The sequence below is a fragment of the Rhizobium sp. PAMB 3174 genome (assembly GCF_052908375.1).
Genome location: NZ_CM128608.1, coordinates 1,716,108 through 1,733,095 on the forward strand (window position 1 = coordinate 1,716,108; position 16,988 = coordinate 1,733,095).

The window sequence follows — 16,988 nt, forward strand, 5'->3', positions numbered from 1 at the left end:
CGCTTTGTCGACATTCCGGTGACTGAAACGCGCCCTCCTAACATTCCGGGACCGCGCCGCCAACAGCCAATCCGGCATTTGCGCTGGCAAAATCCGGGCAGAATCGCTAGGACGGCGAAAGGTTTGACGCTTTCAGGCACGGTGCGCGATGCAATCCCCCAAAACTCCGCTTTCGATCGGCACGGTGGTCGTCGCCGCAGGTCGCGGCGAACGGGCCGGCGCCGGCAAGGATGGCCCGAAACAGTATCAGCGGATCGGCGGCCGACCGGTGATCGCCGAAACGCTGGCGCGTCTCATAGCCTGGCGCCCAGACATGCCGATCGCCGTCGTCATCCATCCGGATGATCGCGCACTCTGCGACGACGCGCTGGCTCCGTTTGCCGATCACGATGGGCTCACCATCGTCACCGGCGGCGCCATGCGCCAGCAGTCGGTCCTCAACGGACTGGAAGCGTTGCGGGCGGCAGGTGTAACGCATGTCTACATCCAGGATGCGGTTCGCCCCTTCATCGACGATGGCCTGCTGGATCGGGTCGAACAGGCGCTCGCCGCAGGTGCCGATGCCGCCCTGCCGGTCCTGCCGGTCGCGGATACGCTGAAGCGCGGCACGGCAGACGGCCTGGTTGCCGAAACCGTGTCCCGGCAGGGCCTGTTTGCGGCCCAGACACCGCAGGCGTTCCGCTTCGAGGCCATTCTGGAGGCGCATCGCCGGGCGGCGGAGCTGGGGCCCAGCGATTTCACCGACGACGCGGCGATCGCCGAGTGGGCCGGCATTCCGGTTCGCCTGGTGGAAGGATCACCGGACAATTTCAAGCTTACAGTCAGACGGGACATGATCATGGCGGACGAAAGGCTTGGCGGCGGACTTCTCCCGGACGTGCGGACCGGCAACGGCTACGATGTCCACCAGCTGGAGCCCGGCAACGGCGTGACGCTCTGCGGGATCTTCATCCCGCACGACCAGAGACTGAAGGGCCACTCCGACGCGGACGTCGCCCTGCACGCGCTGACCGATGCGCTGCTGGCGACCTGTGGCGCCGGCGACATCGGCGACCATTTCCCGCCCTCCGATCCGCAGTGGAAGGGCGCCGCCTCACGGATCTTTCTCGAGCATGCGGCAAGGATCGTTCGCGACAATGGCGGGACGATCATGAATGCCGACGTTTCGCTCATTGCCGAAGCTCCGAAGGTCGGCCCGCACCGCAACGCCATGCGGGAGGCGCTGTCCGACATGCTGGCGATCACGATCGACCGCTGCTCGGTGAAAGCGACGACCAACGAGACCATCGGCTTCGTCGGACGGCGCGAGGGCATCGCGGCGATCGCGACCGCAACCGTCGTCTATGGAAGGACAAGAGCATGACACGCTTTCCCGAAGAGATCGACGAGCTCGCCGCCCGCGTCGTCTACGAATTCACCGCCAAGGGACTGATGGTCGCCACGGCGGAATCCTGCACCGGCGGGCTGATTGCCGGCGCGCTCACCGAGGTTGCCGGCTCCTCCGCCGTCGTCGATCGCGGCTTCGTCACATACAGCAACGAAGCGAAGCAGGAGATGATCGGCGTCAAGGCGGAAACGCTTGCCGCCCATGGTGCCGTGTCGAAAGAGACGGCGCTGGAAATGGCTGCGGGCGCGCTTGCCAAGTCTCGGGCGGACCTGTCGGTCGCGGTCACCGGCATTGCCGGTCCGGGCGGCGGAACGGCGGAAAAGCCGGTAGGCCTCGTCCATCTCGCCGCCTGCCGCAAGGACGGTCGCAGCCAACATCTGGAAATGCGGTTCGGCACGCTCGGACGCGACGGCGTCAGGACCGCGACGGTACGCGTGGCCCTCGACCTGCTGCTGGAACTCGCTCAGGCAGAATAAATTGAAGCCGCCCGCTTCTCGAAGGCTTCGGCAAACATGCGGAAGGCGCGGTCGAACATGGCGCCCATCATCGCGCCGAGAATGCGGCTCTTGAACTCGTAGTCGATATAGAAGCGGATCTGGCAACCGCCCTCGCCTTCGGGCTCGAAGCGCCAGCGGTTGTCGAGATAGCGGAACGGTCCGTCGATGTATTTGACGTCGATCGCATGTTCGTCCGGCTTCAACAGGACCTGGGTGGTGAACGTCTCGCGGATGGCCTTGTAGCCGATGCTCATGTCGGCCACCAGCAAGGTCTTGCCCTCCCGCTCCTTGCGCGAACGCACGGTCAGCGCCTCGCAGAGCGGCAGGAATTCCGGATAGCGCTCGACATCGGCCACCAGTGCAAACATCTGATCGGGCGTGTGGGGAACGGAGCGGACTGTCTCGAACTTCGGCATGGTTCAGAGCTAGCGAGCACGCGACGAAATCTCAAGGAGTCGCTGGCCGTCATGATGCGATTTCAACACCAAAACCGGGACATCCGGACCGTATGTCGCGAATTTCTCCGCGATTTCCGGGACCTCGTCGCGTTCGAAGTTCCAGATGTAGGTGAGAAAATTCCACTCCGGCCAGTGCTCCGGGCACCCCTCCGCCATCTCCGGCCGGACCACGCCGTAAGACTTCCAGACGCGGCTGTAGACGCCCCACAGCGATCGCCAGCGCGGCGGTCGGAACCAGATGGCGAGATCCGTCCGCGGAAGCCTCAGGTCCATCGTTCCGGGACTGGTACCATCCATCAGCCAGCGATCGCCCTCGACAGCCTCGCCGATACGCCGCCGGATTTCCCCGCGCTCGCGCATCGTCCAGCCGGGAAGCCAGAAGAACTCCCTGTCCATGGAAAAATACGGCAGGTCGAACAGACCGCACAGCTTGCGCGACAGCGTGCTCTTGCCGCTGCCCGAGCACCCGAAGACGAGGATGCGGTTGGCCGCCGGCAAAAGCTCGGCGGCGCTTTCAACTGTAATGAATTTCATGAATACGGCTCCCGTCGAAGCGGCGCAAACTGCCGTATCCCTTTGCGATTTACAACACCCTCAGGGCTGTTTATGGCAGCTGTGTCAAGCCGCCTCAATCGGCCTGATGTCATCGAGCCCTTTGGCGGCTTTCATGGCCGCCGCCAAGTCACACGCCCGCTGGATATTCAACCAAAACTCCGGTGAGTTCGAGAAATAGCGGGATAGCCGCAACGCTGTCTCGGCATCCAACGGCACAAGACCGTTCAGCAAGTCATTTAAGCGACCCTGGTTGAGGCCAAGATCGCGCGCCAGCTTCTCAGTGGTAAGTCCGTAATCCGCCATAAACTCTTCCCGCAGGATTTCTCCGGGAGTAATCGGATTTTCGGGCAGAAACAGCATGACCTTACCTCAATGATAGTCGCAGATTTCGACGTCATGGGCGTCGCCATCTGCATAACGAAAGCAGATTCGCCACTGATCGTTGATCCGAATGGAGAACTGACCGTCGCGATCGCCCCTCAGCCGTTCCAATCGATTGCTGGGCGGGACACGCAAATCATCAACGACCTTCGCTGCATTCAAGGACGTCAGCTTCCGTTGCGCTCTTTCAAGAATATCGCCCGGCAGACCTCTGGCCCGTCCCGACAGAAAGAGCTTTTCCGTCCGCTTATCCTTGAAAGACCTTATCACGAAGCGCGTTCACAAATCAAAGGCACCGCCCCTACTCCGCCGCGGCCAGCTTCTTTTCCCGATTGGCCTTGAGGCGGGCGAAATCGTCGCCGGCGTGGTGCGAGGAACGCGTCAGCGGCGAGGACGAGACCATCAGGAAGCCCTTGGCATAGGCGACCGTTTCGTAGGACTTGAATTCGTCCGGCGTGACGAAGCGCTCCACCTTGTGGTGCTTGCGGGTCGGCTGCAGATACTGGCCGATCGTCAGGAAGTCGACATCGGCGGTGCGCAGGTCGTCCATCAGCTGCAGGACTTCGTTGCGCTCCTCTCCGAGGCCGACCATGATGCCGGACTTGGTGAACATGGTCGGGTCCAGTTCCTTGACCCGCTGCAGAAGCCGGATCGAGTGGAAGTAGCGGGCGCCCGGACGCACCGTCAGGTAATTGCCGGGCACCGTTTCCAGGTTGTGGTTGAAGACGTCGGGCTTGGCGGCGACGACGCGTTCCAGCGCTCCGGGCTTCTTCAGGAAGTCCGGGGTCAGGATTTCGATGGTCGTTTCCGGAGAAGCCGCGCGGATCGCAAAGATCACCTTCTCGAAATGCTCGGCACCGCCATCTTCCAGATCGTCGCGATCGACGGAGGTGATGACGACATGCTGCAGGCCCATTTCACGGACCGCCTTGGCTACATTTGCGGGCTCGTCGAGGTCGAGCGCGTTCGGCTTGCCCGTCGCCACGTTGCAGAAGGCACAGGCGCGGGTACAGATCTCGCCCATGATCATGAAGGTGGCGTGCTTCTTGTCCCAGCATTCGCCGATATTCGGGCAGCCCGCTTCCTCGCAGACCGTCACCAGCTTGTTTTCCTTCACGATCGAACGGGTTTCCATGTAACCCTTCGACGTCGGCGCCTTCACCCGGATCCAGTCCGGCTTGCGCATGACTTCCGTGTCCGGGCGGTGAGCCTTTTCCGGATGCCGCACGCGCTTGGCGTCGGGAGAAACCCTGTCGAGAATCGTGACCATGTCTGTCCTTCCGCGACGGGTCTTCTCACCCGCCGCATCGTGCCTAGTTCGTCAGCGCCTGATGGCGCGTCCGAGGAATATAAGAATGCAGGCGCCGCCGAAACCCACAATCAGGTAGGTCAGCAATCCGGTTCCTGCATAGATGCCGAACTTCCGCAGCAGGAAGTTCAGGAGCGCCGCCCCGATGATCCCCAGCAGAATGTTCATGAAGAGGCCCATATTGCTCTTCATCACGCGTTCGGCAAGCCACCCGGCTATACCGCCGACAATGATTGCACCGAGCCAGCCCACACCGTTCAAGTCCATAGAGATATCCTCGCGATAGCCAGTTGATCCGAAATCAGGCGTTCAAAGCGCGTCCATAGGCATCGAGCACGCTTTCCTTCATCATTTCAGAAAGGGTGGGATGCGGGAAGATGGTGTGCATCAGTTCTTCCTCGGTCGTCTCCAGGTTCATGGCGACGACGAAGCCCTGGATGAGTTCGGTGACTTCCGCGCCGACCATGTGGGCGCCGATCAGCTCGCCGGTCTTCTTGTCGAAGATCGTCTTGACCATGCCCTGGTCCTCGCCGAGCGCCACGGCCTTGCCGTTGGCGACGAAGGAGAAACGGCCGACGCGGATATCGCGGCCCTGCTCCTTGGCTTTCGCTTCGGTCAGGCCGACGGAGGCGACCTGCGGGTTGCAGTAGGTGCAGCCGGGGATCTTGCTCTTGTCGGTCGCATGCACGTTCGATAGGCCGGCGATCTTTTCGACGCAGACGACGCCTTCATGCTCGGCCTTGTGGGCGAGCAGCGGCGGGCCGGCGACATCGCCGATCGCATAGATGCCCGGAACGCTGGTCTTGCCGTAGCCGTCCGCGACGATGAAGCCGCGGTCGGTCTTCACGCCGACGGCCTCAAGGCCGATGTTTTCGATATTGGCCTGGACGCCAACGGCCGAGATCATCCGGTCTGCGGTGATCTTTTCCGTCTTGCCGTCCTTCAGCTCGATGGTCGCGGTCACGGAGTTCGCGCCCTTCTCGACCTTGGCGACCTTGGCTTCCAGCAGGATCTTGATGCCCTGCTTTTCGAACTGCTTCTTGGCGAGCGCCGAGATTTCGGCGTCCTCGACCGGCATGACCTGCTTCATGATCTCGACGACGGTCACGTCGACGCCCATGGTGCGGTAGAAGCTCGCAAACTCGATGCCGATCGCGCCGGAGCCCATGACCAAGAGCGACTTCGGCATTTCCTCCGGCTTCATCGCCTCGAAATAGGTCCAGATCAGTTTGCCGTCCGGCTCGATGCCAGGCAGCGCGCGCGGGCGGGCGCCGGTTGCAACGATGATGTGCTTGGCGGTGTAGGTGCCTTCGCCGAGCGTGTTCTTCGGCACAGGGCCCATCGGCTCCATCGGCTTCTTGGTCGTCTTGCCGACAACGATCTCGCCGGGCTTGGTGATCTTCGCCTCGCCCCAGATGATGTCGACCTTGTTCTTCTTGAACAGGAAGCCGACGCCGTTGTTCATGCGGTGGGCGATGCCGCGCGAACGGGCGACGATCGCCTTGACGTCCGGCTTCATCGCACCCTCGAGCGTGAGGCCGTAATCCTTGGCGTGGACGGCGGTGTGCATGACATCGGCGGTGCGCAGCAGCGCCTTGGTCGGGATACAGCCCCAGTTGGAGCAGATGCCGGCCAGATGTTCGCGCTCGACAACGGCGACCTTCATGCCCAGCTGGGCGGCGCGGATGGCGGCCACATAGCCGCCGGGGCCGGAACCGATGATGATGACGTCATAAGCATTCGACATGGGCGTTTCCACTCCTCGATTGTTATGCGAACGGCAGCGACCGCCCGCTGATCGGGAGTGGTTGCCCCGGCCTTCAGTCCTTGCTCACTTCCGAGAGGGCATCCGGCACGTCTTCGAGGCTGACCAGCATCCCGTAGATTTCATCCTTGAGCCGCATCCGCTTCTTCCGCATGTCCTCCATGCGGGTGTCATCGGTCGGCTCGATATTCGTTTCGGCGCGATGAACGGCCCGGTTTATGTCGTGATATTCCGTCCACAGGCGATGGAAGTGCCCATCGGTCTCGCGAAGAAATCGCATCTTGCTGACATATTCGGGAAATTCGTCTGCCAGTTCGTGCGGAGTGTGCGCCATGGTGAAAGCCCCTCGTTTCCGATGGGCTTCAGGCTATTGCACTCCGTCCCTACCTCCTTGATCTGCGTCAAATTCCAAGCTGCATTCTGACAATCGGCTCCAGTCCACGGCCGATCGCCCGGGTGTTCTCGGCATTGAGGTGCACGCCGTCGACCGGCGTCGCCTTTGCGACCGAGGCCGCGTCAAAGAAGCCGCAGCCCTTGTCGTCGGCGAGATCGCGGTAAAGCGTGCCGAGCATCTTCGACTGCTCGATGCCACCGCGGAAGGCTGCGGCGAAATCCTCGTTCGCCGTCTCCACCAGATGCGACGGCGAGACGACGAGGATTTCCGGCGCATCGTAGTCGAACGGCCAGGCATGATAACGCACGAGGTCGATCAGCCGCGCCATGCCGCGGGTGGCGGCATGGGCGGAACCGGCGACCGCCGGCTTCATGTCGTTCGTGCCGAGCATGATGATGACGAGGTCGAGCGGCGCGTGGGAGTGCAGGATCGTCGGCAGAACCCGCGCGCCATTGCGGTCGCAATCGGCCATGTGATCGTCGAACGCCGTGGTGCGACCATTCAGCCCTTCCGCGATGACGACAGCCCCCTCGCCCAGCGCCTTCTGCAGGACGCTCGGCCAGCGATCCTCATAGGCATGACGGCCGGCATTTTCGGCGTCATGCCCGAAGGTGAGACTGTCACCGTAGCACAGAACGGTTTTCATGGCCGGTCACCGCCCTCAGACCAGCATCGACATCGGGTTTTCGATGTAGCCCTTGAACGCGCCGAGCAGCTCGGCACCGAGAGCGCCATCGACGCAGCGGTGGTCGGTCGACAGCGTGACCGTCATCATCTGTGCGATGACCATCTCGTCGTTCTTGACGATGACACGCTTCTGGCCTGCTCCGACCGCGAGGATCGTCGCATGCGGCGGGTTGACGACGGCGGCGAAGTTGGAGACGCCCATCATGCCCATGTTGGAGACCGCAGTCGTGCCGCCCTGGTATTCCTCGGGCTTCAGCTTGCGCTCCTTGGCCCGCTTGCCGAGGTCCTTCATCTCGTTGGAGATGGTGGACAGCGCCTTGGTTTCGGCCTTCCGAATGATCGGCGTGATCAGGCCACCGGGGATCGACACGGCGACGCCGACATCGGCGTACTTGTGCTTGACCATGTTGGTGTCGGTCCAGGAGACGTTGGCATCCGGCACGTCGCGCAGCGCCAGCGCCATGGCCTTGATGACCATGTCGTTGACCGAGAGCTTGTAGGCCGGACGGTCGTCCTTGCGCGGAGCCGCATCGTTCAGCTGCGAGCGCAGCGCCAGGAGCGCGTCGAGTTCGCAATCGACCGAAACGTAGAAGTGCGGGATCGTCTGCTTGGATTCCTGCAGGCGCTTGGCGATCGTCTTGCGCATGCCGTCATGCGGCACGAGCTCGTAGGAGCCTTCCTCGAAGAGCTTGAGGACGGCTTCTTCCGACATGCCCTTGGGCGCTGCGGCCTGCGGGGCTGCTGCTGCGGCCGGAGCGGCAGCGGCTGCAGCCGGCTTGGCGGCACCGCCGGACTTCGCCTTCTCGACGTCAGCCTTCACGATGCGGCCATGCGGGCCGGAACCGGAAATGGCGGAGAGATCGAGACCGGCTTCCTTCGCCAGCCGACGGGCGAGCGGCGAGGAGAAGATGCGCTCGCCATGCGCCGTCGGCGCGGGACCGGCGGTCTGCGTGGCGGCAGGTGCTGCGGGCGCAGCAGCGGCAGCCGGCGCCGGGTCGGCCTTAGGAGCATCGGCTTTGGGGGCTTCGGATTTCGGTGCCTCGGACTTGGCGTCACCGCCGCCGCCCTTGGCAGCGTCGGCCACGTCCTCGCCCTCGGCGGCGAGGATCGCGATCAGGGCATTGACCTTGACGCCTTCGGTGCCGGCGGGAACGACGATCTTGGCGACCGTACCTTCGTCAACGGCTTCGACTTCCATCGTCGCCTTGTCGGTTTCGATTTCGGCGATGACATCACCGGGAGCGACCGCATCGCCTTCCTTGACGAGCCACTTGGCGAGATTGCCTTCTTCCATGGTCGGCGAAAGCGCCGGCATCGTAATATTGATCGGCATGTCTCCATCCCTCCCCGTTACTTGTAGCAGACGGCTTTGACCGCCTCGACGACTTCGCCAACGGTCGGCAGAGCCAGCTTTTCGAGGTTTGCCGCGTAGGGCATCGGAACGTCCTTGCCGGCAATGGTGATGACCGGGGCATCAAGATAGTCGAAGGCCTCGCGGCTGACGCGGTTGGCGATGAAGTCGCCGACCGACGACTGCGGATAGCCTTCCTCGACGGTGACGAGACGGCCGGTCTTCTTGACCGATTCGATGACCGTCGGCAGATCCATCGGACGGATGGTGCGCAGGTCGATGATCTCGACGTCGATGCCTTCCTTTTCCAGTTCGGCTGCAGCCTTGACCGCATAGGTCATGCCGATGCCGAAGGAGACAAGCGTCGCGTCCTTGCCGGAACGGTGGATGCGGGCCTTGCCAATCGGCAGGACGAAATCATCCATCTTCGGCACGTCGAAGGTCTGGCCGTAGAGGATTTCGTTTTCGAGGAAGATGATCGGGTTCGGATCGCGGATCGCAGCCTTCAGAAGGCCCTTGGCATCCGCAGCCGTATAGGGCTGGATGACCTTGAGGCCCGGAATGTGGCTGTACCAGGCAGCGTAATCCTGGCTGTGCTGGGCGGCAACGCGGGCAGCGGCACCGTTCGGACCGCGGAACACCATCGGAGCACCCATCTGTCCGCCGGACATATAAAGCGTCTTGGCGGCAGAGTTGATGATCTGGTCGATCGCCTGCATGGCGAAGTTGAAGGTCATGAACTCGACGATCGGGCGCAGGCCAGCCATGGCCGCACCGACGCCGACACCGGCAAAGCCGTGCTCGGTGATCGGCGTGTCGATGACGCGCTTGGCACCAAATTCCTGCAGAAGGCCCTGGGTTACCTTGTAGGCGCCCTGATATTCGGCCACCTCCTCGCCCATGACGAAGACGTTGCCGTCACGGCGCATTTCCTCGGCCATGGCGTCGCGAAGCGCGTCGCGCACGGTCGTCGGCACCATTTCCGTGCCTTCCGGGATGGACGGGTCGGACGGCGCGCTCGCTTGAGCGGGTGCCGCCGGAACAGGGGCTGCGGCGGCCGCGGGCTTTTCAGCCGGAGCCGGCGCTTCGGCCGGCGCTGGTGCCGCCTTCGGCTTGTCGGAAATCGCGTCGGCGCTCTCGCCTTCCTGCAAGAGGACGGCGATCGGCGTGTTGACCTTGACGCCTTCGGTGCCGGCGTCGATCAGGATCTTGCCGATCACGCCTTCATCAACGGCCTCGACTTCCATCGTCGCCTTGTCGGTTTCGATTTCCGCGATCACGTCGCCGGAGGTGACGGTGTCGCCCTCCTTCTTCAGCCATTTGGACAGCGTACCTTCTTCCATCGTCGGAGAAAGGGCGGGCATAAGAATTTCAATCGTCATGGATATCCCTCCCCGAGATCAAAGCAGGATGTCAGTGTAGAGCTCGGAGGTATCCGGCTCCGGATCGTTCTGCGCAAAATCGGCGCTGTCGGCGACGATGTTGCGGACGTCCTTGTCCAGTTCCTTGAGCTCGTCTTCGCTGGCCCAGCCCTTTTCGAGGAGCCGTGCCTTGACCTGTTCGATCGGGTCGTGTTCGGAGCGCATCTTCTGCACTTCGTCCTTGGAGCGGTATTTCGCCGGGTCGGACATGGAGTGGCCGCGGTAGCGGTAGGTCATCATTTCGAGAATGAACGGACCCTTGCCGGTGCGGGCATGTTCGAGGGCTGCCTCGCCGGCCGCCATGACGGCGCGGACATCCATGCCGTCGACCTGCATGCCGGGGATACCAAAGGAGGCGCCGCGCTGCGAATAATCGGTCTGCGCCGTCGAACGCGCGTTCGAGGTGCCCATGGCGTAGCGGTTGTTCTCGATCACGTAGACGACCGGCAGCTTCCACAGCTGCGCCATGTTGAAGCTTTCATAGACCTGGCCCTGGTTGGCCGCGCCGTCGCCGAAATAGGCGACCGAGACGTTGCCGTTCTCGCGGTACCAGTTGGAGAAGCCGAGACCCGTGCCGAGCGACACCTGGGCGCCGACGATGCCGTGACCGCCGTAGAACTGCTTCTCCTTGGAGAACATGTGCATGGAACCGCCCTTGCCCTTGGAGTATCCACCCCGTCGGCCGGTAAGCTCCGCCATCACGCCACGCGCTTCCATGCCGGTTGCCAGCATGTGTCCGTGGTCGCGATAACCGGTGATGACCTGGTCGCCATCCTTCATCGCCATCTGCATGCCAATAACGACTGCTTCCTGGCCGATGTAGAGGTGACAGAAGCCACCGATGAAGCCCATGCCATAGAGCTGGCCGGCCTTTTCCTCGAACCGGCGGATGAGGAGCATTTCGCGGTACGCGGAAAGTTCCTGCTCCTTCGAGAACTCGACGACCGAGCCCGAAACGGTATCTTTTTTAGCTTGAGACTTCGCCGCTGGCTTGCGGCTGGAAGCAGACGCGGTTTTTCGCGGCGCCATGTAGCCCTCCCTTAAAGGTGCTTCGACTGTTCTTGTCGCGAAATACCATAGGGAAGAAAGCGGCTGTCAGCAATGCCATAAATGCATAGCTACTATTCTCATAACTTTCTGTTTTATCTGTGAAAAATTCAATTAACCGAATTTCGGTTAATTCTTTGCAGTGCGAAAAATGACGATCTCGTCTGCGCGCGAAAGATTGAGAGCGTAGCGGGCGCGCTCGTCCAGCATGTCCTTGTCGATCGAACCGTCACTCAAAAGTGCAACTCGCTTCTGCAGGCTCTCGGCCTGGCGAGTCAAACCATCCAGCTCCTCCTGCAACCGGACAATCCTGCCGTCGAGCTTCTGACCGGCCTCGAGACCATAGGTCCCGTGGATGCAATAGTACCCGAAATAGGACAGGAAGGCGACCGAAATGGCCGGAATGATCAGACGGACAGTCTTTTTCTGCTTGTGATGTTTTGTCCACATACTCACGAAACCTGGAACGCATTACGCTACTGCCGATCAAACTAACGCGGATTGATTAATCGTCCGTTGACCATGACGGGCAGCAAAACAAAAACCGCGCCCCTTGCGGGACGCGGTTCGAGAAACCGTCAGTTGACTGCAGGCTTTGAAAAAATCAGACGCGCAGGATCGAGCGGCCGGCAAATTCCGCCTGAAGGCCCAGCTGCTCCTCGATGCGGATCAGCTGGTTGTACTTGGCGATACGGTCCGAGCGCGACAGCGAACCGGTCTTGATCTGCCCGCAATTGGTGGCGACTGCCAGGTCGGCGATCGTCGAATCTTCGGTTTCGCCCGAGCGGTGCGACATGACGGCGGTATAACCGGCCTTGTGCGCCGTCTCGACGGCATCCAGTGTTTCGGTAAGCGAGCCGATCTGGTTAACCTTGACGAGGATGGAGTTGGCGACACCCATCTTGATGCCGTCGCGCAGGCGGGCTGAATTGGTGACGAACAGGTCGTCGCCGACGAGCTGGCACTTGGAACCGATCTTGTCGGTCAGGTACTTCCAGCCATCCCAGTCGTCTTCGGCCATGCCATCCTCGATCGAGATGATCGGGTACTTAGCGGCCAGCTCTGCGAGGTAGTCCGCCATGGCTTCCGGCTCCAGCGTGCGGCCTTCGCCTTCCATGACGTACTTGCCGTCCTTGAAGAATTCGGTCGAGGCGCAATCGAGCGCCAGCTGGATGTCGTCGCCCGGACGATAGCCGGCCTTCTCGATGGACTTCATGATGAAGTCGAGGGCTTCCGAAGCGCTTTTCAGGCCCGGTGCGAAACCGCCTTCGTCGCCGACATTGGTGTTGTGACCGCCGGCGGCCAGTTGCTTCTTCAGGACATGGAAGACTTCCGAGCCCATGCGCACGGCATCGCGCAGCGTGTCGGCGCCGACCGGCATGATCATGAATTCCTGGAAGTCGATCGGGTTGTCGGCATGCGCGCCGCCATTGATGATGTTCATCATCGGCACCGGCAGGAGACGGGCGTTCGGGCCGCCGACGTAACGGTAGAGCGGCAGGCCGGACGATTCGGCGGCAGCCTTGGCGACGGCCAGCGAAACGCCGAGGATGGCGTTGGCGCCGAGGCGCGACTTGTTCGGCGTGCCGTCAAGCTCGATCATCGCCTTGTCGATCTGGATCTGGTTTTCGGCATCGAAACCGCCGATCGCGTCGAAGATCTCGGTGTTGACCGCCTCGACCGCCTTCTCGACGCCCTTGCCGTGATAGCGCTCGCCGCCATCGCGCAGTTCGACGGCTTCGTGCGCGCCGGTCGACGCACCCGACGGAACCGCAGCGCGGCCCATGCTGCCGTCTTCGAGATAGACGTCGACTTCAACAGTCGGATTGCCGCGGCTGTCGAGGATTTCACGGCCGATGATATCGATGATAGCGGTCATTTTCGTTTCCTGCCTGGGGTCGTTTGTGGAACTTCCGTCACGAAGTTTTCCGGGGAATAGCCTGTCATAATCGAACAGGCCGGAATTTCAATGCCGCCGGCCCGCAACGGCCCGGCGGCGGCGTAATTTCATCTCTCCGTCATCAACCGGACTTGGCGATGGCGTCGAAGGCGAGCAGCTTTTCCAGGAGCGCCTCGAGCTTGTCGATCTGCACCATGTTCGGGCCGTCGGAGGGCGCATTGTCGGGGTCCTCATGCGTCTCGATGAAGACACCGGCGACACCAACGGCAACGGCCGCGCGCGCCAGCGTTTCGACGAATTCGCGCTGGCCGCCGGAAGAGCCGCCCTGCCCGCCCGGCTGCTGCACGGAATGGGTGGCGTCGAAGATCACCGGCGCACCCATCGCCGCCATGATCGGCAGCGAGCGCATGTCGGAGACCAGCGTGTTGTAGCCGAAAGACGCGCCGCGTTCGCACAGCAGCACGTTCGGATTGCCGCTGACATTCAATTTCTTCAGGACGTTCTTCATGTCCCAGGGCGCAAGGAACTGTCCCTTCTTCACATTGATCACCCGCCCCGTCTTCGCCGCAGCGACCAGAAGATCGGTCTGACGGCAAAGGAAGGCCGGGATCTGCAGGATGTCGACGGTCGGCGCGACGAGCGCACACTGCTCTTCGGTATGAATGTCGGTCAGAACCGGAAAGCCGTATTCCTTCTTGAGGTCGGCAAAGACTTCCATTGCCTTGTCGAGACCGATGCCGCGCTCGGCACCGATCGAGGTGCGGTTCGCCTTGTCGTAGGAACTCTTGTAGACGAGGCCAATTCCGAGGCGATTGCAGATCTCGCTCAGCCTGCCCGCCATCATGAACGCGTGATCGCGGCTCTCCATCTGGCACGGGCCGGCAATCAGCGACAGTTTACCCGTATTCGAAAACGTCACCTTCCCAGCGCCGTTACCGACAACGACTGCAGAATTGGTTTGATCGCTCATTTTTCTTCCTCGAATGCAAAAAGAACGCCCTGACCGGGCTCATGCGGCACCAGAATGCGGCTGGCGCGCTCCTCGAAGGCGACGCCGTTTTCGGCGAGACAGGCCTTCAACCGCTCGATATCCATGACCTTGAACACGACCGCCCGGCCACGCAAGCCGCGGGCATGGGTGGAACCCTTGAGGCCGAACCGATCCTTCAGGCCAGCGGGATTAAGCGTGGCGATGATGGCGTTATCGAGCCCGACATCCATGCCGAACGGATGCTCGGCCGTGTCGTGACTGACCGCGACCATCTGCAGAAAGTCCTTGAAGTCGGCCGGGTTCGGCTCGGAAAGCACAACCTGGGCAATACCGGTCACCCCATTCTCGTGGGTTTCCAGCGCCTTGCCGGCGGACGGCAAGGCCGCGATGCGCTGGCAGGCGAAGGCAAAGAAGTCCGGCGACCTGAGGTCGGCGGCAAAGGCGAGCTTGAAACTGGCCATCCTTTCGGTGCCGTCCGGCAGGCGGCCGACCCGGGAGAAGGACAGCATGGGACCGGCGGAGACGCCGCTTGCGGCAAAACGCTGGTGATCGGCATCGGCGTCGCTCGTGTTGACGACGATGGCGGTTAGTCCCTCATCGCCGTGGCGAAAGCGAATGGCCTGATCGCGGGCGATGAAGGTGTTGCCGTTGAGCGCGGCCGCCTCGCAGGCCTCACGATCGGCTACGGCCAGCGGCTCCAGATAGGTGCCGTCGGACAGGAAGACGCAGGAATTCGCAGTGCCGAAGGGATGAATGCCGTCGGGGGCGACGGTGAAGCCGAGTTGGGCGAGCCGCGCGCGGGACATCGCAATTGACGTCACCGGCAGAACCAGATGATCCAGAAGGCGGCGGCCGGCAGACCCGGTTGCATCCATGTGCGACTTCCTCCATTTCGCCGCTGATGTGCTTCATCCGTGGCCGATTTGCAAGTCTTGGCGCGAACATTCGTCGCCCCACCCCGCCATCGGTTGATTTGCCGGCAAAAATGTGGACACAGGTGACCGCACAACGCATCAATGGGAAACCGCGCCGACATGCCGCAGACGCTTGCCGCTATTGCGAGTTCGAACCGCACGATCGCGGCGATCTTCGTCATTGCCTTCCTGGTCGCGATCTTTCCCTTCGCCGAGAGCATGATCCTGCATTATCCGGACGAGCGCCATTATTCGCAGGGCGCGGCGCTGATGATGGAGAGCGGCGACTACCTGACACCGCGCACCGGCGAGGATGCTGTGCGGCTGAAGAAGCCGCCGTTCGCCTACTGGATGAGCGTCGCCGGCATGGAAATCTTCGGCATCGGTGTCATCGGCTCGCGCATCTTCTGGCTGCTCGGCGCGGCCGCCATCCTGTTCGTCACCTACAGGCTGGCCAAGCGGCTGACGGGCGACGATGAGATCGCCCTGTTCTCGCTCGCCATGCTCGCCGGCAATTTCGTCTTCCTGCGCTCCGCCGTCACGGCGATTCCCGACATTCCGCTGACGCTGTTCATGCTCATCGCCCTTTACGGCTTTGCCGGCCTGCTCTTCGCCGGCGAAGAAGACAGATGGGACGCCTGGCTTGCCTATGGCGGAACGGCGATGGCGATCCTGACGAAGGGCATTCCGGCGCTGGCGCCACCGGCCTGCGTCTTCGGTCTGATCGTCCTCTTTCCCTCGTGCCGCGTTCATTTTCGCCGGCTGATCGCCCCGCTGCCGATTCTCTTCTCCATGGCTCTCGCCGGCTGGTGGTTCGTCTACCAGGTGCTGCGGTCGAGCTCGGCGCTCGACAACCAGTTCGTCGGCGATCAGGTGCGCACCAAGCTGGAATTCTCGGTTTTCGCGGTGTTCGACTCCGTCGGTCTCAGCCTTGCCGGCCTGCTGGCGCCCGTGATCGGCTGGCTTTTCGTGATTGCGGCGACCGCGATCGCTACGCGCAAAGTGCCGGGCTTCCGGCAGCTCGGCGCGTCGGCCCTGCTGCTTGCAGGCTGGATTGCGCTCAACATCGCCATGTTCGCGCCCGCCTTCAAACCGGACCATCGCTACATCATTCCGTCTCTTCCCGCTCTGTCGATCCTGATGGCGGTCGGCCTCGCCTCGCTGGAGCGCGAGACGACATCGCGCTATCTGAGCCTGTTTCTCAAATTCTCGGTGATCGGCCTGGCCCTCACCTTCGCCATCCTCTACGGCGTTTCGGCCCAGCTGCTGAGTGCCAAGGTAACGGTTGCGATCGTGGTTGCCATCGCCCTCGGCCTGTTGCTCGTCTGGCGCATCGCCAATCGCGAGGCCTTCCGGCCCATGGTTCTGGCACTCTCCGCCCTGCCAATGGCGATCCTGCTTGCCATCTATCCCGTCGTCGCCGCCTTCGGCATGCCCGACCTTGGAAAGCCGATTGCCGACAAGGTCGCCCAGCTCGACCTGCCCGCCGACGACATCGTCTTCCTTGGGTCTGACATCGTCGCCTCCGAGGCACGATTGCACAGCGGCGTCGAACGACCTTTCCTGCAGCGACGAAAGCTTGCGGACGTCGAAGCCGGCGATCGCTTCAAGGCCGTCATCACGCTGGAGAAGACGGAAGCCGACCGGCTCGCCGCCGACGGGTACGACGTGACGGCGGTCAGTGGCGGCTGGCGTTCGATCGATCCGGCCGTCCTCATGAAGGCCGTTCTCTCCGGCACGCTCGCCGAGACACGCGCAGCGGAAGCCGAGCGCGCCTACATCGCACTCGATCCGACGCGCTAACGCTCATAGCCGACCGGCGGCAGCAAAAATCGGCAGTTCCTGCGACACCGGGCCCCGCTTTCACGATATTTTAGGCACTTGCGGAACACAGTGGGAACATATAGTGTCCGTTCTGTATTTGTTTCATG

Annotated in this window: 19 protein-coding genes; 3 read left to right on the forward strand and 16 right to left on the reverse strand. The window is 62.3% G+C overall.

Annotation, left to right across the window (positions count from 1 at the left end):
- Nucleotides 1–148 precede the first annotated feature (148 nt).
- Both ACU5AY_RS08185 and ACU5AY_RS08190 read left to right on the forward strand, forming a co-directional pair.
- Nucleotides 149–1,363, forward strand: coding sequence for a bifunctional 2-C-methyl-D-erythritol 4-phosphate cytidylyltransferase/2-C-methyl-D-erythritol 2,4-cyclodiphosphate synthase (locus tag ACU5AY_RS08185; protein WP_446828683.1), 1,215 nt, complete (start codon nt 149–151; stop codon nt 1,361–1,363).
- Nucleotides 1,360–1,863: a CinA family protein gene (locus ACU5AY_RS08190; protein WP_446828684.1), complete on the forward strand. Its 504-nt coding sequence runs from the start codon at nt 1,360–1,362 to the stop codon at nt 1,861–1,863. The genes ACU5AY_RS08185 and ACU5AY_RS08190 overlap by 4 nt, the downstream gene beginning before the upstream one ends.
- Here the strand turns inward: ACU5AY_RS08190 and ACU5AY_RS08195 are convergent.
- From ACU5AY_RS08195 to ACU5AY_RS08270, 16 genes are all read right to left on the reverse strand, one after another.
- Nucleotides 1,851–2,300 (reverse strand): type II toxin-antitoxin system RatA family toxin, encoded by a 450-nt coding sequence (locus tag ACU5AY_RS08195; RefSeq protein WP_446828685.1) that lies wholly within the window; start codon nt 2,298–2,300, stop codon nt 1,851–1,853. The two genes, ACU5AY_RS08190 and ACU5AY_RS08195, sit on opposite strands and share 13 nt — an antisense overlap.
- Before the next feature lie 9 nt (nt 2,301–2,309).
- On the reverse strand, nt 2,310–2,876 hold the full coding sequence (locus ACU5AY_RS08200) for an AAA family ATPase (RefSeq protein WP_446828686.1): 567 nt from the start codon (nt 2,874–2,876) through the stop codon (nt 2,310–2,312).
- 84 nt (nt 2,877–2,960) lie between these two features.
- On the reverse strand, nt 2,961–3,257 hold the full coding sequence (locus tag ACU5AY_RS08205; protein ID WP_446824276.1) for a HigA family addiction module antitoxin: 297 nt from the start codon (nt 3,255–3,257) through the stop codon (nt 2,961–2,963).
- A 9-nt stretch (nt 3,258–3,266) separates the two neighbouring features.
- Complete coding sequence (locus tag ACU5AY_RS08210) at nt 3,267–3,548, reverse strand: type II toxin-antitoxin system RelE/ParE family toxin (protein ID WP_446828687.1); 282 nt, start codon at nt 3,546–3,548, stop codon at nt 3,267–3,269.
- A gap of 31 nt (nt 3,549–3,579) precedes the next feature.
- The gene (gene lipA / locus ACU5AY_RS08215; RefSeq protein ID WP_446828688.1) at nt 3,580–4,548 is read right to left on the reverse strand and encodes a lipoyl synthase; all 969 of its coding nucleotides are present in this window, start codon (nt 4,546–4,548) and stop codon (nt 3,580–3,582) included.
- Between the two features lie 51 nt (nt 4,549–4,599).
- A complete protein-coding gene (locus ACU5AY_RS08220) occupies nt 4,600–4,854 on the reverse strand; it encodes a GlsB/YeaQ/YmgE family stress response membrane protein (RefSeq protein ID WP_446824279.1) in 255 nt (84 codons plus the stop codon).
- A 34-nt stretch (nt 4,855–4,888) separates the two neighbouring features.
- On the reverse strand, nt 4,889–6,334 hold the full coding sequence (lpdA, locus tag ACU5AY_RS08225) for a dihydrolipoyl dehydrogenase (RefSeq protein WP_446828689.1): 1,446 nt from the start codon (nt 6,332–6,334) through the stop codon (nt 4,889–4,891).
- Nucleotides 6,335–6,407: 73 nt separating this feature from the next.
- Nucleotides 6,408–6,686: a YdcH family protein gene (locus ACU5AY_RS08230; RefSeq protein ID WP_446828690.1), complete on the reverse strand. Its 279-nt coding sequence runs from the start codon at nt 6,684–6,686 to the stop codon at nt 6,408–6,410.
- 67 nt (nt 6,687–6,753) lie between these two features.
- The gene (locus ACU5AY_RS08235) at nt 6,754–7,392 is read right to left on the reverse strand and encodes an SGNH/GDSL hydrolase family protein (RefSeq protein ID WP_446828691.1); all 639 of its coding nucleotides are present in this window, start codon (nt 7,390–7,392) and stop codon (nt 6,754–6,756) included.
- 15 nt (nt 7,393–7,407) lie between these two features.
- Nucleotides 7,408–8,766 carry a pyruvate dehydrogenase complex dihydrolipoamide acetyltransferase gene (locus ACU5AY_RS08240; protein WP_446828692.1) on the reverse strand — a complete coding sequence of 453 codons (1,359 nt, stop codon included), beginning with the start codon at nt 8,764–8,766 and terminating at the stop codon, nt 7,408–7,410.
- A 17-nt stretch (nt 8,767–8,783) separates the two neighbouring features.
- Nucleotides 8,784–10,166, reverse strand: a complete 1,383-nt coding sequence (locus ACU5AY_RS08245) for a pyruvate dehydrogenase complex E1 component subunit beta (protein WP_446828693.1) — start codon at nt 10,164–10,166, stop codon at nt 8,784–8,786.
- An 18-nt stretch (nt 10,167–10,184) separates the two neighbouring features.
- Nucleotides 10,185–11,234, reverse strand: a complete 1,050-nt coding sequence (gene pdhA / locus ACU5AY_RS08250) for a pyruvate dehydrogenase (acetyl-transferring) E1 component subunit alpha (protein WP_446828694.1) — start codon at nt 11,232–11,234, stop codon at nt 10,185–10,187.
- 147 nt (nt 11,235–11,381) lie between these two features.
- A complete protein-coding gene (locus ACU5AY_RS08255) occupies nt 11,382–11,702 on the reverse strand; it encodes an FtsB family cell division protein (protein WP_446824285.1) in 321 nt (106 codons plus the stop codon).
- A 154-nt stretch (nt 11,703–11,856) separates the two neighbouring features.
- Nucleotides 11,857–13,131 carry a phosphopyruvate hydratase gene (gene eno / locus ACU5AY_RS08260; protein ID WP_446828695.1) on the reverse strand — a complete coding sequence of 425 codons (1,275 nt, stop codon included), beginning with the start codon at nt 13,129–13,131 and terminating at the stop codon, nt 11,857–11,859.
- A gap of 142 nt (nt 13,132–13,273) precedes the next feature.
- Entirely contained in the window at nt 13,274–14,122 is an 849-nt protein-coding gene (gene kdsA / locus ACU5AY_RS08265) for a 3-deoxy-8-phosphooctulonate synthase (RefSeq protein ID WP_446828696.1), read from the reverse strand.
- Nucleotides 14,119–15,018 (reverse strand): VOC family protein, encoded by a 900-nt coding sequence (locus ACU5AY_RS08270; RefSeq protein ID WP_446828697.1) that lies wholly within the window; start codon nt 15,016–15,018, stop codon nt 14,119–14,121. The genes kdsA and ACU5AY_RS08270 overlap by 4 nt, the downstream gene beginning before the upstream one ends.
- 159 nt (nt 15,019–15,177) lie before the next feature.
- Here ACU5AY_RS08270 and ACU5AY_RS08275 point away from each other — a divergent pair, with 159 nt between their 5' ends.
- Entirely contained in the window at nt 15,178–16,860 is a 1,683-nt protein-coding gene (locus ACU5AY_RS08275; RefSeq protein ID WP_446828698.1) for an ArnT family glycosyltransferase, read from the forward strand.
- The last annotated feature ends 128 nt before the right edge of the window (nt 16,861–16,988 follow it).